Raw genomic sequence first — 16,331 nt, 5'->3', positions numbered from 1 at the left:
GCAGGCTACCGGTTTTTAGCGGCCCATTGCCTTAGTGCCGTAATGGCATCATATAAAACACCTGCTTCACCCCTGAAATCGCCCGAACCTTTTGGTGCGCCGGATTGTACATCATACCATTCAAAAAAGCCCTTGTTGGCAAGCATCCTGTCGAGCATCGGTGACAACTCCGCGTAAGCTTCCTGCGGGCGACCATAGATAATGAGCGGTGCTATCATTCGTCCGCCAAACCATGTCCAGTCGCCGCCGTTTTGATAATTATAAGGCTTCATGTTTGGATACTGCTTTTCAGGATAAGGAGGATACACTGTAATGCCGATAGTGGCATGCTTTTCTTTAGTCGCGGCTGCAAGCATTTGTTTGTTTATTTCCAAAACTTCGGCCGGAGTGTTAAACCCTGCTATGATAGCACATATGGATCCACCGGTGTATAAGATCTCTTTTTCATTAAAATCCGAAGAGAAAGGGCTGCCGTTAAGGTAGATATGCGGGATATATTTTTGAGCGGCAGCATCCCAAAGGTATTTACGAACATTGGCAGTGACCTTTGCGGCAATGATCTTCCAATCAGTTTGGGCTTTATAGCCTCGGGGTGCCATCGCAAGGAAATCTTGAACTGCCTTCACAAACATGGCGTTATCATAAATATCCAAAGCCCATTTGGTTTTATCATTAATGGCCACGCCCCAGCCGTTTTCGGATTGCACATCGCCCCAGTCAATAGTGGTGGCCCCGGTTATCAAACCATATTTTTCCGACCAGCGATCTTTATGCAGATAGGCCAGCGCCTCCTCCATTCGTTGCAAAATCGTTTTACCACCAATACACTCGTTTAAAATAGATTGGTCACCGGTAAAATCAATGTATTTTTTCACAGCCTGGATCAATGACGATTCCTGGTCGGTCTCTACCGTGTTTTTATGCGCTGCCCAACCCGGTAATAAGGATGAGTAGCGATATTTATAACCTACACTGGCTTTAGCGCTGTCAACCACACCATCCACAATATCCCCGCCCTGGCCCTGGATGCGGAAAAACATCAATAGTTTGGTTTTTACTTCTTCTTTGGGATGTACTTTTAATGAGCCATTGATGAAAGTGTTGAAGTCGCGGATCCACACCTCACTGTAGGATGTACCTGCAGAAAAACCGGATAACAGTTGTAAAGCTTTCGCCTGGACTGTATCAAGCCGGATATCGGCAAGAATTTTCTCTGCCAAAGCTTTGTTGGAGGACTGTTGTGCTCCGGCAATGGAAAAAATAAAGCAAGACAATGCCGTAGAAATGAGTAAACGTTTTTTCATGCAGGTAAATATGTAATTAGGTTACTGCCTTACCAGATAGAAATGGAGACAGATTGTTATAGTATGTACAAACATAGTGTCATAATATTATATTCCAAAGTTTTTCCAAAGTTTTTTTATTAACTATGATAAAAAATGAACAGAGGTCAGAAAATTACCTTAGTAAAGGAAGCTGCTACTGAACCCCAAAACCGTATTATAAAAAAATTCAACCTTTTTCTGCTCCGTAGATGTTCCTCCTCCAAAGGTGATACCACTACATGCCGCCCCCTGCCGTTTTCCTGATAAATTATTACCTTGCCACTTAATTCATTATGAAAATTTCCATCGATCATAAAAGCGCCATACCCTTACATATCCAGGCAGAGAACCTGCTAAGAGAGCTCATCCGCGAGCCTGAATATCAGGCCGGTAAATTATTGCCTAACGAGGTTGATCTTGCTAAAAAGTTAGCTATATCGCGCACCACTTTACGCCAGGCTATTAACAAATTGGTTTATGAAGAGCTGCTGGTGAGAAAAAAACGGCTCGGAACCAAAGTGGCCCATACCAAAATGAGCTCCAAATCAATGAATTGGTTGAGCTTTACACAGGAGATGGAAGCCCGCAGCATCCCTATAAAAAATTACGAGCTTCATATTAGCTGGGTCTTTCCGGAAGATCATATAGCCAATTTTTTCGATATCAAAACAGATAAGAAAATTTTGAAAATGGAAAGGTTAAGGGGAAACTCCGAAGAAGCTTTTGTGTATTTTATTTCGTATTTTCATCCACGGATCGGGCTTACGGGCGAAGAAGATTTCAAGAAACCACTTTACGAAATGCTTGAGAGTGAGCATTCTGTAGTTGCAGACCTATCAAAGGAAGAAATAAGCGCCAAGGCGGCCGATAAATTCGTAGCAGGTAAACTGGAAATAGATCCGGGCAGTCCTGTTTTGATCAGGAAACGGTTTGTTTACGATCAGGGCGAACGGCCGATGGAGTATAACCTGGGCTATTATAAAGCCGAAAGCTTTGTTTATACGGTAGAAAGCAGGCGCAGTTCCTAAATTTATTTTTTTTTGACTTATTTGAAATATAAATGAAATAAAATATGTTTGCACATTACAACATATTAGTGCATGAATAAATCTATTTTATCGAACGCGGTTAATATCGAAACGATGAGGAACACCAAACAGTTTCTGCTTCCGGATCTGAAGAAAGCCGCGAAAAGGCAGGAGTATGACATTTACCCCACTTTCGACATTGCCGGGCCAATATATACCGGCTATAAAGCCTTAGCCAATTGGATCATTGCATGCAACCATGATATTGTTATAGATGGCTATTCGGGCGTATATTGGGATGTACTTATCTGCAACCTGAACGATGAATTTGCCGCTTCAAACATCCAGGCTAATTGGATTAATGTAAATAAAGCATTAAAACCGGAAAGCATTATTCATGAAATAACCGCTAATTACGATGGTGGCGATGACCCGTTATTTGGTAAGCTATACGATGGGGAGCTGAGCGATTTTTTTGATGTCGAAAAGCTCAAAAGTCTTAAACCCGAACCAAACAAATTAAACATATTGTATGGTGCGGGTGCCGCTCTTGCCGGATGGAAATGTACATTGCTATATATCGATGTTCCTAAAAATGAGATCCAGTTCCGGTCAAGGGCCAACACAATCTGCAACCTTGGCGAAAAGCTGCCTTCCGATCCCAAAAATCAATACAAACGTTTTTATTTTATAGATTGGCCGGTACTCAATAAACATAAAAAACAGCTTTTGCCTGCCATAGATGTAATCATCGATGAGCAAAGGATCAATGAAATATCGTGGGCAACTGGCGATACATTAAGAAACGGACTTAAAACCATGTCCAGCCACATGTTTAGGGCCAGACCTTGGTTTGAGCCCGGGGTTTGGGGAGGCCAGTGGATTAAAAACAACATCAATGGCCTGAACAAAGATGTTGTAAACTATGCCTGGTCATTTGAACTTATCGCCCCGGAGAACGGCATCCTGCTGCAAAGCGGCAACAATATATTAGAGGTATCGTTGGATACCTTGCTGTTACTGGATAACGAAGCCATTTTAGGCAAAGCGGCAGCCAGGTTTGGCGATGCCTTTCCTATCCGGTTTGATTTTTTGGATACTTTTGACGGTGGCAACCTTTCATTGCAATGCCACCCTTCTGTTGAATACATTAAAAATAACTTCGGCGAAGATTTTACACAGGATGAAACTTATTATATCCTCGATGCAGAACCAGGCGCCGAAGTTTACCTTGGTTTCCAGGAAAATATCAATAAACAACAATTCAGGAGCGTTTTAGAGAACAGCTTTGAGCAAAACGAACCGGTAGAGATCAAAGACTACGTACAAACCTTCCCGGCAACCAGGCACGACTTGTTCCTGATCCCGAATGGTACGGTACATTGCTCGGGCAAAAATAATATGGTACTGGAGATCAGCGCCACGCCGTACATCTTTACCTTTAAAATGTACGACTGGCTCCGTCCCGATTTAAGCGGAAATCCACGAACGCTGAATATCGACCGGGCCTTTGAAAACCTCAATTTCGAAAGGAAAGGTGATGTAGTGACGGAAACCCTCATCTCCAAACAAACCACCTTAAAAAAAGGCCATGACTGGGAGATCATTAACCTATCAACTCATCCTGAGCACTTTTACGCTATTGAGCGCTTTGAGTTTGATACCGAGATAACTGAAGATACCAATAACCAATGCCATGTATTGAGCCTGGTTGAGGGCGAAAGTATTGCAGTGATCACTAACGATCGTGAACAGGTTATTCATTATGCCGAAACCTTTATTATTCCGGCCGCGGTTAAAAGCTATACACTTAAAAATACAGGCAAAACAAGGGTTAAGGTTGTCAAAGCTTTTGTTAAAGACGAATGTTGTTAATATCTCTGCTTAAATCAAACTCAAAACGCATCCTCTTAAAACCTTCTAAGTTATGAATAAGATTTTTTCCATCCTGTCGGCATTCATTTCCATATGCACATCAGCAATGGCGCAAACAGGTGGTAAGCATTTTAATGGAATCACCCTGCAACCAACAATAGCCTATATCAATTACCAGGGCGAGCCCCGCAGAATGGTCCGGCTGTTATTTCATGAGGGTAAAAACTGCGCAGCCACAGAGGCCACCGTTTCCTTCAATGGCATAACCGATCATGTTATAATACCGGCCAGTAAAGAGGGCACTGATGTATTTGAGCTTCCGCTTCCCGGCTCGCCAATAACTTCGGCAGCACAGGTTACGGTTATCTTAAATTCCGGCGGGCAAACCTATATGGCCCGCTGCATTGTTGAACCGGCCCGTAACAACTGGACCATGTATATCCTCCCTCACTCGCATGTAGATATCGGTTACACCAACACACAGGCAAAGGTTTTGAAGCTGCACATGGATAATATTGATGAGGCTATTGATCTGGCTAAAAAAACAGCCAATTACCCAGTGGAAGCCCGCTATAAATGGACAACAGAAGCCATTTGGGTAGTTGATAATTACCTGAAAGCGGCAGATGAAGCTAAAAAAGAACGCTTTTGGGACGCGGTGAAAAAAGGATGGATTAATTTGGATGGTGCTTACGGTAATATCAACACCAGCATGACAGACTCCTACCAGTTGATGCAAATGTTCGCCAAATCGCAAAAACTGGCTAAGGCGAATGGGGTTGAGATCCATACCATGTTCCAGGGCGATGTGCCGGGCGCCAGTTGGGGCCTTGCTGCGCAAAGCGAACAAACCGGGATCAAATACTTTTTATCAGGCCCAAACGCATCCGACAGGATAGGCAACCTTGCCAAATGGCAGGATAAACCATTTTATTGGATTTCGCCATCGGGTAAACAAAAACTACTGTTCTGGCAATGCCAGCCTTACTCGATAGGCTATGCGCTAAAAGGAACCAGGATCCCTAATTTTTTTACTATAGACGATCCTAAACCTTTTTATACTGGTCACCCATCGGATAATTTTCTAAACCCGCACCTTTTCCAATATCTCGGCGGCCTTGAACAAAATAACTTTCCGTATAACATGTCGTTGTTAACCTGGGCTATGAGCGATAATGCTCCTATCGATCCTGAACTTCCCGATGCTGTTAAAAGCTGGAACGAGCATTTTGCCTCGCCAAAACTGGTGATCACCTCGGTAAAACAATTTTTCCAGGATTTTGAGAAACAATATCAAGACAAAATCCCGTCGTTCACCGGCGATTATACTGAGTACTGGACGGACGGCGTGTCGTCAGCAGCGAAAGAAACAGCCATCAGCCGCCAAACATCTGACAAGCTAAAACAGGCATCGGCCCTTTGGGCCATCCGTAATAAACCAGGCTACCCTGTTGATGATTTTGACGACACCTGGAAAAACCTGCTGCTTTACAATGAACACACCTGGGGCGCATATAATAGTGTTAGCGACCCCGAAGATGCAAAAGTTAAAAGCGAGTGGACTGTTAAAAAAGGCTATGCACTAAGCGCCCAAAAACAAACCGATTCGCTCAGCAATTTGATATTGGCTGTAAAAACCGCAGCAGCAAATAAGGTAGACGTTTACAACACCCTGTCGTGGCTGCGCACCGATGTTGTTTATGTACCGGCCGGTTTAAGCAAAGCAGGCGACCTGGTTAAGGATGCAACAGGCAATGCAATCCCATCGCAACGCTTAAGCTCGGGCGAGCTGGCTTTTGTTGCCACAGGGGTACCGGCGTTTGGTAAAAAAACGTACACTATTAACCGTGGTAAAGCTTTTGCAAAGGGCAAAGCTGTCATTTCGTTAAACGGATTGGCTAACGGCATCTACACTGTCACAATTGACAGTAAAACCGGCGATATAAGCAAACTGGTAAAGACCGAGAGTGGCAAAAAACAGGTATTGGTGGATAGCACCGGTTTTAACAAATACATTTACATGCCCGGCGATTCGCTGCAGCGCCAGCAAACAAGTACCGACGCCATCATTAGTATTAAAGAAGATGGGCCATTGGTGGTGAGCCTTTTGGTTACCTCAAAAGCGCCTGGAGCCTATGGCTTAACCCGCGAAATCAGGCTGGTTAACGGGCTTGATAAAATTGAGCTGATCAATACCATTGATAAGAAAAGTATTCGCTCTAAAGAGAGCGTTCACTTCGCGTTTCCGTTTAGTGTTCCAGGTGCGCAGGTACGTTATAGTATTCCGTGGGGAAGTGCTGCTGCCGAAGCCGACCAACTCCCTAACGCCAATAAAAATTGGTTTACCATGCAGCACTGGGTTGATGTTTCAAACTCGACGTTCGGTATTACCTGGTCAAGTCCGGATGCGCCTTTGTTTGAGATAGGCAAGATCACAACTGCCGATTTGCTTGGTGGTTTGCATCACGCGCCGCAGTGGCTAACATTCACGGCGCAGTCGCCAAAGATTTATTCGTGGGTAATGAACAACTTATGGCATACCAATTTCCGCGCCGAGCAGGAAAAAGGGCCGGCCACCTTCCGTTATATCTTCCGTTCACACGCCTTAGGATACGATAGTTTTGATGCCAACCGGTTTGGCCTTAATAATCATCAGCCATTAGTAGTTTCCGCTTCGGATAATCAGGATGACGAACTGTTTTTTAATATCGGTGGTAAGCAGATCTATGTAGAATCCATAAAACCTGCCGATGATGGCAATGGCGTTATTGCGCAGATAGTGAGCACCGGCGATAGCGAAGTGAACATCACTCCAAAAGCAAAAGCGACGATAAAGATCTGGAAAAGCAATCTGACCGAAGAAAAGGTGGCCGCGCTTGATAACAATTTTAAGATTTCGGCAAAAGGAATAATCACTGTACGCATCGAAAAATAAAATCGCTATGAAACAAAAACTATCGCCGGAAACCAAAACCTCCGCCCTGTTTTTAACCGCTGTAACCCTTATAGCCACATTAGGCGGCCTGCTTTTTGGTTTTGATATGGCCGTTATTTCGGGTGTGCTCCCGTTTGTGAAAAGCCAGTTCGCGCTATCGGCTGCTACCGAAGGCTGGTTCGTATCATCGGCACTCATCGGGTGTATTATCGGTGTAGCTTTTTCGGGGGACTTAAGCGACCGGGTAGGCCGTAAAAAAATGCTGATGTTATCGGCGGTGCTTTTCTTGCTTTCTGCCCTGGGTTCGGCCTTGTCATCGGGCTTTACCTTGCTTATCTTAGCCCGGATGCTGGGCGGTATGGGTGTTGGCGTAGCATCAATTGTGGCACCGCTATACATATCAGAAATTGCCCCGGCACGGATACGCGGCCGCCTGGTAACTTTTTATCAACTGGCTATCACCGCGGGCATTCTTGTAGCCTACCTTACCAATGCCGGCTTACTTAATTTTTCATTACACCATAAGAGCAGTTACTTAGGTACAATTATCGATCTGGTGATGGTTAAAGAAGTTTGGCGCAGCATGCTTGGCCTGGGCGCCATCCCTGCCCTGCTGTTTTTTGTTGGTCTGTGCTTTGTACCCGAAAGCCCACGCTGGCTTATTCAAAACGGAAAAACCGACGATGGCATTGCCGTCCTCTCAAAAGTAACCGACTATGCAACGGCTCTAAAAGACGTAACACTGATAAAGAACACCCAAAGCCGTGACATAGGCACCTACCGCGAGATATTTGCACCAGCTATGCGTAAACCATTGCTAATTGGCTTGCTGCTTCCGCTGTTCTCTCAGTTCAGTGGGATTAACGCCGTTATTTATTATGGCCCCAGAATATTGAGCGATGCAGGCATCAATATCAGCAACGCCCTGCTTAGCCAGATCATATTTGGCATTGCTAACTTCGCTTTTACGCTAATAGCCATTTGGAAAGTTGATAAAATGGGGCGCAGACCGCTATATATAGCCGGCGCTTTAGGCGCCACGATTTGCCTTCTTTTTACCGGGGCTTGCTTTTATACAGGTGCTACAACCGGCCTTGCATTAGTTGTTAGCATCATCCTATTTTTAGCTTGTTTCGCGTTCTCGATAGGCCCGTTGAAATTCGTTATCGCATCCGAAATTTATCCAACAAGGATCCGAGGTCGGGCTTTAGGCTTAAGCATCATGACCATGTGGGTGGCAGATACAATCGTAGGGCAGCTAACCCCTATGTTTTTAAATTCAATCGGGCCGGCGGTCACCTTCTGGTTCTTTGCTGCGTGTTGCTTTTTTTCTTTACTGATTGTGTATAAAATGGTTCCCGAAACCAAAGGGAAATCGTTGGAGGAGGTTCAGGAAATCTGGGCTGGGCACTAACCTGAATTTGCATTCAGAAAGGTCACTTCAGAGTGCTGCTTAACCTTCCGCCTGAGGTTCACTCCCGGCAACAGGTTGGCAATTTTCTGAGTATCGCGGGCCGCCCCAATCGTATTATTTAGGGCATTAACGTCCTTTATAAACTAAAACGTATATTTTTAATCACTTAGTTTTAGCTGAAACAAATGCACCGCCTGTATGCCCACCGCAGGACTTCCGGTCGGATAAATCGAGCTTTGTGAGGCCCCGGTAATAGCAGTAGTTATCACCCAAAGCCTGATGGCATTAGCAGCGGTATTTACCGAATAACTTTGTGTAATAGTATGTCCTCCACCGATCTTCCAAGACGGGATACGATGCCGTCTTCCACTGGCAACGCTTTCTATTGTACCCTTTGGAGCGATTTTCCGCCCGTCCACATAGTTGATGCTGACCTGGCTTTAGCTTTATCTGTACTGGCTATTTTCAGCTTGGCACCACCAATCAAAGCCTTTAATCCCTGGTACAGTGTAGCTCAACGCGATCATTACTACAGGAAGTGCAGTTCATTTAACCGCTGGCCTTACATTGCCCAGTTGCCCGGTATGCGAATTGAATGGCGAAACCGGTGGCAATTGAAGACTATAAGTGCTACAAAACGCTTTCTCATTAGATGATTGCCTCCCTGGAGCAATATGCTGTGGTTTATCCACTAAGTGCTTTTTTCAACTAAAAATTTCCCTTTTGTCCCCTCTTTTTTGCTGGTTAGCCCCTTTTGTTTTCTGTGTTTTTCAAAGACTTTGCATCTCTCGAATGGTCATTAAGAGATGACCATTCGTGCAACCAATTATACTGTTAATTAAACCCATGATGAAAAAAAACCGAACGCAGCGCATGCTCCCAGGAAAAGGAAGCAGCATGCATCTTAATTGAAAACGATCTCGAGAAATGTCGGTATAAATACTGCCCGGGCAATTGTCCTTTATTGTTAACCCTGAAAGCTTCATTTAAATTATGCTTTTCGGTTGTTGGTGCCTTACATACCAACAGCGTTTACATAACTGTCTTTTGCCAATACCCAAAAATCTAAATTATTAATAACCCAATTATGAAACGAAAATTACTTATTTCAAATTATTTGTATTCCAGGGGTTTTCGCACCACACTTAAAACTTTGGCATTATTTATATTGCCAATCGGTGCTAACGCGTCAATTCCAAATTTAATTCACAAAAGCAGCCTGATAATCGCTCAAATAGTTCCTGATAAAGCTGCGATTACTGTAAAAGGATCCGTCATAGACGCCTCCAACGGCCAGCCCCTGGTAGGTGTTTCTATCAGTGTCAAGGGAACTAACAAAGGTACGCTAAGTGACATAAAGGGAAACTTTCAACTTAACAATGTGCCGGAAAATGCCGTGCTCGTTGTAACCTACATCTCTTACGAAAAAGTTGAAATAGCCGTAGGCGGAAAGACTGATATCGCCATAAAGCTTCAGCCATCGATGAAAACGCTCAACGATGTTGTAGTAGTAGGTTACGGAACGCAGAAGAAAGAAAACCTTACTGGCTCTGTAGGTATTGTAAATACGCAGGATCTGGAAAGCAGGCCTTTGACAAATACAGGCCAGGCACTACAAGGTACAGTTTCAGGTGTTTATGCGCTGCAAAGTTCAGGTAAACCCGGAGATGACAATACTGTCATCGACATCCGCGGCGTCGGAACTTTTGGAGATAATTCTCCTTTAGTGTTAGTTGACGGCTTTCCCGGGGCTATAGGCGACGTGAACCCTAATGATGTTCAATCAATTTCGGTGCTTAAAGACGCGGCATCATCGGCTATTTACGGTAACCGGGCTGCAAACGGCGTTGTTTTAATTACTACTAAACGAGGATCTGCAGGCAAAGTCCGTGTTAATTACAGCGGATATGCAGGTATTCAGAGCCCGACAAGGCTACCTAAAGTACTAAACTCGGTTCAATATACTACACTGCATAATGAGGCGGATATAAATAGTGGAGCGCCTCCTACATATCCCGACTCGATAATCCAAAAGTACGCGGCTCACAATAACCCCATGTATCCGGATATCAATTATTTTGATGTATACTATGGTAATGCTTACATGCAAAACCACCGGGTAAGTGCAACAGGAGGAAGTGATAACGTTAATTATTCTTTTATGCTTGGCCATTTGGATCAGGATGGGATTCTGGTTGCTACCAATTACAAGAAAACGGACTTCCGTCTTAACCTTGACAGCTATCATTTAAAAGATAAAAAGCTCCGTGTTTCGGGCAACATATCCGGCAACGTAGGGATAAAAAATGAACCAACCGATCTTTGGAACGCTGAATGGTACGCAACCTTAGCGCCAATACATCCGCTTAAAGATGCCAACGGCAACTGGGTTTCTGTTAATGGCGAACGCAACTATTACGGTGAAATTAAAGAGGGCAGTACAAACCTTACAAAACGCTATAATTTCGGCGGTCAGGCCGAAGCGGAGTATAAAATTCTGCCCGGTTTAAGTGCGCAGCTTACCTACGGTTATAACGTTATCTCTACTAACGGCAATGCCTTTCATGCCAATGTAACCTTACAAAACCAAAACGGAACAGTTACGCAGTTACCTTCTGATTTGACTACATCAAGCGAGATTGATGGCCACTCATTACTTACCGGTTTACTAAAATACAACAAGACCATTAACCGTCATTCATTCAATTTATTAGGTGGCTATAGCGAAGAGGAGTTTACTTACGATTGGCAAAGCGGCTATCGTGCACATTTTGTAAATAATTCTCAGCGGATATTGAATCTTGGCGATGCAGCTACGCAAACAAATAATGCCGGCAGCTATGCTCTTGGCCTTCGCTCATACTTTGGCCGTTTCAATTATGCTTTTGATGAAAAATATTTATTTGAAGCCAATATCAGGAGGGACGGCTCTTCCAGATTTGCACAAGGAAAACAGTGGGGTACATTTCCTTCATTCTCAGCCGGATGGGTGATATCGAAGGAAAGTTTTATGAAAAACCTGAGCTGGCTTGATTTTGCGAAAGTTCGTGCTTCCTGGGGCCGTTTAGGCAATCAAAATATCAGCAATTATTATAATGGCAGCGATATTCTGAATTCGGGCCAGAACTATTCGTTTGGCGGAACCCTTTACTCGGGTGTTGCCATTACCGCAATGACTAACAAAGATTTGACATGGGAAACAGCTCAGCAGCTTGATTTCGGCCTCGACATCTCTTTGCACAATAATATTGAAATTACAGCGGATTATTTTGACAAAAGGACTAAAAACCTGCTGTTGACCCAACCGATTCCACTAACAATTGCTCAATCGGCTCCAACGGCCAATGCAGGTGAAGTGCAAAACAAGGGCTTCGAACTCGGGATTTCGTATAAAAAGGCATTTGATAATGGTATTAAATTAAGGACTTCTTTAAATGTGTCGCACATTGTCAACAAGATCCTCGCTATGAATGTACCTCAGCAGTTTACATCACCAAAAGCTATTGTTGTTGGCTCTGCTATCAATTCATTCTACGGCTATCAGATGACGGGTATTTACCAGATCGCCGACTTTACATGGCAAAACAATAGTGATGCGTCTATACCTTATGCAAGCCGTACTTATACGCTTAAGCCAGGTGTTGTTAAAGTAAGTGATTATAACGCACAACCTGGCGATATTAAATATGCCGATCTTAATAGAGATGGTATAGTTGATCAAAATCATGACCGTAAAGTTATCGGGAAGCAGTTTCCAGGTGTAACGTATGCATTCAATTTCAATGTGGCCTGGAAAGGCTTTGACCTTGGCGCGTTTTTACAAGGCGTACAAGGTATGCAAGGTTATACCTACTATGAAATTGCTTCGCCTTTCAGCGGCTTTGCCAACCTTGGTACCTGGTGGTTAAACAGGTGGACACCGCAAAATCCTTCTAATACTTATCCGCGCATCACGTTAGATGGCGTAAAAAATAATATCCACTCCTCTTTTTATGTTGAGAATGCATCTTATCTGAGGATCAAAAATATTGAATTAGGGTACACCTTAAGTCCGGCTGCCATTAAGAAGATCGGTTTAAGCTCATTGAGGATCTATGCGAACGTGCAAAACGCCTTCACATTCACCAAATTCAAAGGCTTTGATCCCGAACAAACTACAGATCAAACAAGGGCCGAAGCGTATCCGCAGGTCCGTGTGATGACCGCGGGTGTAAATGTTAATTTCTAAATGATAAAATCATGAAAAATATATATAAAGTCTTAACTGTATTAGCTGTTATTAATCTTGCAAGCTGCAAGAAAGGTCTGTTGGACAAGACTCCAAATGACCGCTTATCACCATCAACATTCTACCAAAATGAAACCCAGGTAAAAATGGCCTTGGTGGGTATTTACAATGCGTTACAGCCCAATGCCACGCCGGCACAATTTTTCCAGTTTGATTTTGAATCGGATAACGCCTATTGCCAGGACGCGTGGCAGGGCTCGAAGGAAGTGGGGGAATGGCAAACAACATCCAACAGTTGGGCCCCATACGCTAAGTGGACGCAGGACTATACTATTATCTCCAGAGCCAATGAGTTCCTAAAGGATGTTGCCGCTGCAAGTATTGATGCTACAGTAAAAAGCCAAATGACAGGAGAGGCTAAGTTTTTACGTGGTTACGCCTATGCTGATTTGATTGCTTATTTCGGCGATGTACCTTTAATTACCCAAGTTCAGTCACTTTCGGACGCATATGTTTCAAGAACGGCCAAAGCCACTGTGCTTACCCAGGTTGTAACTGACCTTACAGATGCCGCAGCAGCATTGCCAGCCTCTTACTCAGGTACCGACGTGGGCCGTGCAACAAAGGGTGCCGCCCTGGCCTACAAAGCAAAAGTGCTTTTGTATAATGGAAAATGGGCCGATGCCGCGCAGGCAGCGCAGGATGTGATTGATCTTAAAGCCTATAGTTTATATCCAAATTATGGTTTATTATTTGATGAAGCGCATGAAAACAACAGCGAGGTAATTTTTGATATCCAATATATTCCAACCACCCAACCACAACCATGGCCGTCATCTGCCCTATCTTTGAGCGTTTGGCCAACACCAAATGTTACCACCGATTTGATCGATTCATATTACATGACCAATGGATTGCCAATTACCAATTCGGCTTCTGGGTACAATTCGCAAAACCCTTATGTTAATCGCGACCCAAGACTGGCCGCTTCAGTGGTGCTGCCCGGCTCTCAGTGGGGTTCAACTACTTACATCCCCGCCACTGATGTAGTGCCGTCAGGGGCCCGTCCGCGTAAATACGCAGCAATTGGTATTGCCGACCCTAATAATTGCTCTTTAAATACTATCCTGATGCGTTATGCAGATGTATTACTGATTCGTGCAGAAGCCTTGATTGAATCCGGAAGTACTGCACCCGAAATTTATACACTCATTGACCAGATACGGGCAAGGGTAAATATGCCAACGGTAGAAAGTGTGGAGGGAGCCGGTTTAAGCCAGGCACAATTACGTGCCGTTTTGCGCCACGAGCGTAGGGTAGAGTTCTTTATGGAAGGCACCCGGTATGCAGATATGTTACGATGGAAAGATCAATCCCTTGTTCATGACGTGTATGGTTACGACAAATCGTTGCTAAAAAACCCGGCAAGCCCATCTACCTGGAAATTTAGCCAGGTTAAGTTAGAGACCAGGACATTTGACGCTGGCAAAGGGTGGCTTTGGCCGATTCCTCAGGCTGATATTGATATTAATAAAAAATTGTTGCCTAACAATCCGGGATATTAGGGCTCCCGGACATTACATCATTAAATGATGTGATTGCCCCCCTCTTTAACTATACAACCCTCGATAGGACTGCCGATTGCGGCGACCTATCGAGGGTTTGGTTTTATAAGTGCCTTTGTAATGTATCTGATTGAAATTTTGTTACTTGTTATAGTGTTGTTTAAAAACGATAGTTTTGATTGTAAAGACGCATAATGCGTCTCTCGCTTGCTATTTACGACAACTGAGAAGCTTTTGAAATCGGCTTGTCCTGTGGAAGACGCAATTATGCTCTACATAAAATGCATTAAACCAGATTTTTTTTTGCGAAACATTATGGGACTAAAGCAAATCAATCTGATTGCAACATGAATAATTATTCGCGCAGCAAATTATCAATTCAAAAGGCCGTCCTTTTTGAGACAGCCTTTTGAATTTTGTTTTTAAACTAAAGCCGGGTGCTTACCCTGGCAATTAAATATGTTCTATTGAGCAATAAGTTTCCATTGCTGGTTATAACTTGAACCCTGTGGCCACTGCTGTACAGCTGATCCATTGGCAGTTAAACCTCCGGTATCAAGGCATTTGCCTGTGGTTAGATTAATTACCCTATAATAGCCATCTCCGGTTGAAACAAGCGACCAACGTTGGTTTGTACTCGTGCCTACTACATACTGTAAAACATTTGACCCATCTGCGGTATTTGTACCCACATCAAGACATTCTTTTCCGGTAACACAACTTAAAGTATAATAACCGGCAGTGTAGCTTATATTCCATTTCTGGTTATTGCTTGTTCCTGATGCCCATTGCGCCACAGCTGCGCCATCGGTTGTACTGCCCAGGTTATCAAGCATAAGGCCCGATGCCCGGTTTTGAAGTTGATATCGCCCGTCAGCAACCGGCCCTATCCATACGGGTGCAGCGGTAAGCTTCCATGACCACCTGAACATATTTGCGGTACCCGGGCTAACCTCGGTAAGGTTATTGTTTGCAGTATACCACCGATAAGTATCAATATCATTAACGCCCGACCATGCTATTGTCCCCATTGAATTATCCTTGGCGTAGGCAAGCGATCCGGTGAGGAAGGCCTGGTCAACATATACGCCGGTATCCCATTGCCACCAGAAGCTCATGTTCCTGAAAGTTTCGATACCAACCTCGGTAACTATGGTACGTGACGCGTATGAACCTGTACGGGCCGACATGATATTATAGTAGCTTGACCAAACATTGTACGAGCCCCAGAACCACCAGTAGCAATGCAGTCCAAGATACTGGTTGGCTAACCTTGAATCGGCACCAACCGCAGTTACGTCGGCGGCATACCCTGTACCATCAAGGATACATTTTCCATCGGCCGGGCTATAAGTGGTTAAGAAACCAGCATATAAGTTGTTCAGGTCGGTACTTGAATAATCAACCGGCTCGTTGATAGGTTCATATAATACCGATGTATTGTTTTTATATACATTATTTACTGTTGTCCACATGGTATGCCATTGTGCAGTATCAGGTACATGATGTACCCCAACCGGCCAGTAACAAAGTATTACTTTACAGCCGTTTGCCACAACCGCGTTAATTGCAGCCTGGTAAACCGGCCAATAAGTTGAGCTTGAGGCAGTCCAGGGGTTTATCGGCATCCTGATGGTGGTGCCGCCGCTTGTTTTAACGGCACTGGATATATTAGTGGCCAAAGTAGCAGCTTGCGTAGCGGTAAGCGATGTAGTCATACCACTGGGCAATACAACCCTCCCATCTCCCTCGTTTCCGTTAGGGTCGGCCCAGTTTATACCCCTGAAACCGTTTGTATTGGTAGTTGAAAGGGCAAATGATTGTTTTCCAAATTTTTGGCCTGATAGGTCAGCGCCTTTTTGAATAGGGTTTTTAGAACAGCCCATGGCCAGGGCTAACAGGCAGTATAGTGCCCCGGTAGTTAAGTTTTTTCTCATAATTTTATATCAGGTGTTAAATAA

9 protein-coding genes are annotated in these 16,331 nt (G+C 44.1%); 7 read left to right on the top strand and 2 right to left on the bottom strand.

Annotated elements, in window-relative coordinates:
* Positions 1 to 5: 5 nt before the first annotated feature.
* On the bottom strand, positions 6 to 1,304 hold the full coding sequence (locus tag ABID99_RS05035) for a hypothetical protein (RefSeq protein ID WP_176628665.1): 1,299 nt from the start codon (positions 1,302 to 1,304) through the stop codon (positions 6 to 8).
* 314 nt (positions 1,305 to 1,618) lie between these two features.
* On the opposite strand from ABID99_RS05035, the gene ABID99_RS05030 reads away from it, so the two are divergent.
* The 7 genes from ABID99_RS05030 to ABID99_RS05000 all read left to right on the top strand — a co-directional run bounded on the left by ABID99_RS05030 (position 1,619) and on the right by ABID99_RS05000 (position 14,370).
* On the top strand, positions 1,619 to 2,353 hold the full coding sequence (locus ABID99_RS05030) for a GntR family transcriptional regulator (protein ID WP_176628664.1): 735 nt from the start codon (positions 1,619 to 1,621) through the stop codon (positions 2,351 to 2,353).
* A 72-nt stretch (positions 2,354 to 2,425) separates the two neighbouring features.
* On the top strand, positions 2,426 to 4,228 hold the full coding sequence (locus tag ABID99_RS05025; RefSeq protein WP_255485458.1) for a class I mannose-6-phosphate isomerase: 1,803 nt from the start codon (positions 2,426 to 2,428) through the stop codon (positions 4,226 to 4,228).
* Positions 4,229 to 4,280: 52 nt separating this feature from the next.
* Complete coding sequence (locus ABID99_RS05020) at positions 4,281 to 7,163, top strand: glycoside hydrolase family 38 C-terminal domain-containing protein (RefSeq protein ID WP_176628663.1); 2,883 nt, start codon at positions 4,281 to 4,283, stop codon at positions 7,161 to 7,163.
* Positions 7,164 to 7,170: 7 nt separating this feature from the next.
* Entirely contained in the window at positions 7,171 to 8,577 is a 1,407-nt protein-coding gene (locus tag ABID99_RS05015) for a sugar porter family MFS transporter (protein WP_373613063.1), read from the top strand.
* A gap of 356 nt (positions 8,578 to 8,933) precedes the next feature.
* A complete protein-coding gene (locus ABID99_RS05010) occupies positions 8,934 to 9,233 on the top strand; it encodes a hypothetical protein (RefSeq protein WP_354486405.1) in 300 nt (99 codons plus the stop codon).
* Positions 9,234 to 9,664: 431 nt separating this feature from the next.
* On the top strand, positions 9,665 to 12,805 hold the full coding sequence (locus ABID99_RS05005) for a SusC/RagA family TonB-linked outer membrane protein (RefSeq protein WP_373613062.1): 3,141 nt from the start codon (positions 9,665 to 9,667) through the stop codon (positions 12,803 to 12,805).
* Between the two features lie 11 nt (positions 12,806 to 12,816).
* Complete coding sequence (locus ABID99_RS05000; RefSeq protein WP_176628660.1) at positions 12,817 to 14,370, top strand: RagB/SusD family nutrient uptake outer membrane protein; 1,554 nt, start codon at positions 12,817 to 12,819, stop codon at positions 14,368 to 14,370.
* 464 nt (positions 14,371 to 14,834) lie between these two features.
* Here the strand turns inward: ABID99_RS05000 and ABID99_RS04995 are convergent, their stop codons facing one another.
* Positions 14,835 to 16,307, bottom strand: coding sequence for an RICIN domain-containing protein (locus tag ABID99_RS04995; protein ID WP_090533168.1), 1,473 nt, complete (start codon positions 16,305 to 16,307; stop codon positions 14,835 to 14,837).
* Positions 16,308 to 16,331 lie beyond the last annotated feature (24 nt).

The organism is Mucilaginibacter sp. OAE612, from assembly GCF_041806395.1.
Taxonomy (GTDB): domain Bacteria; phylum Bacteroidota; class Bacteroidia; order Sphingobacteriales; family Sphingobacteriaceae; genus Mucilaginibacter; species Mucilaginibacter rubeus.
Note: the sequence above shows the minus strand (reverse complement) of the source record. Positions and strands in the feature narration are given on the sequence as shown.

Bases quoted from the DNA above. Each gene is read 5' to 3' on its own strand.
- ABID99_RS05030 (WP_176628664.1), top strand. From the start codon at position 1,619: ATGAAAATTTCCATCGATCATAAAAGCGCCATACCCTTACATATCCAG.
- ABID99_RS05015 (WP_373613063.1), top strand. From the start codon at position 7,171: ATGAAACAAAAACTATCGCCGGAAACCAAAACCTCCGCCCTGTTTTTA.
- ABID99_RS04995 (WP_090533168.1), bottom strand. From the start codon at position 16,307: ATGAGAAAAAACTTAACTACCGGGGCACTATACTGCCTGTTAGCCCTG.
- ABID99_RS05005 (WP_373613062.1), top strand. From the start codon at position 9,665: ATGAAACGAAAATTACTTATTTCAAATTATTTGTATTCCAGGGGTTTT.
- ABID99_RS05035 (WP_176628665.1), bottom strand. From the start codon at position 1,304: ATGAAAAAACGTTTACTCATTTCTACGGCATTGTCTTGCTTTATTTTT.
- ABID99_RS05025 (WP_255485458.1), top strand. From the start codon at position 2,426: ATGAATAAATCTATTTTATCGAACGCGGTTAATATCGAAACGATGAGG.
- ABID99_RS05020 (WP_176628663.1), top strand. From the start codon at position 4,281: ATGAATAAGATTTTTTCCATCCTGTCGGCATTCATTTCCATATGCACA.
- ABID99_RS05000 (WP_176628660.1), top strand. From the start codon at position 12,817: ATGAAAAATATATATAAAGTCTTAACTGTATTAGCTGTTATTAATCTT.
- ABID99_RS05010 (WP_354486405.1), top strand. From the start codon at position 8,934: ATGCCGTCTTCCACTGGCAACGCTTTCTATTGTACCCTTTGGAGCGAT.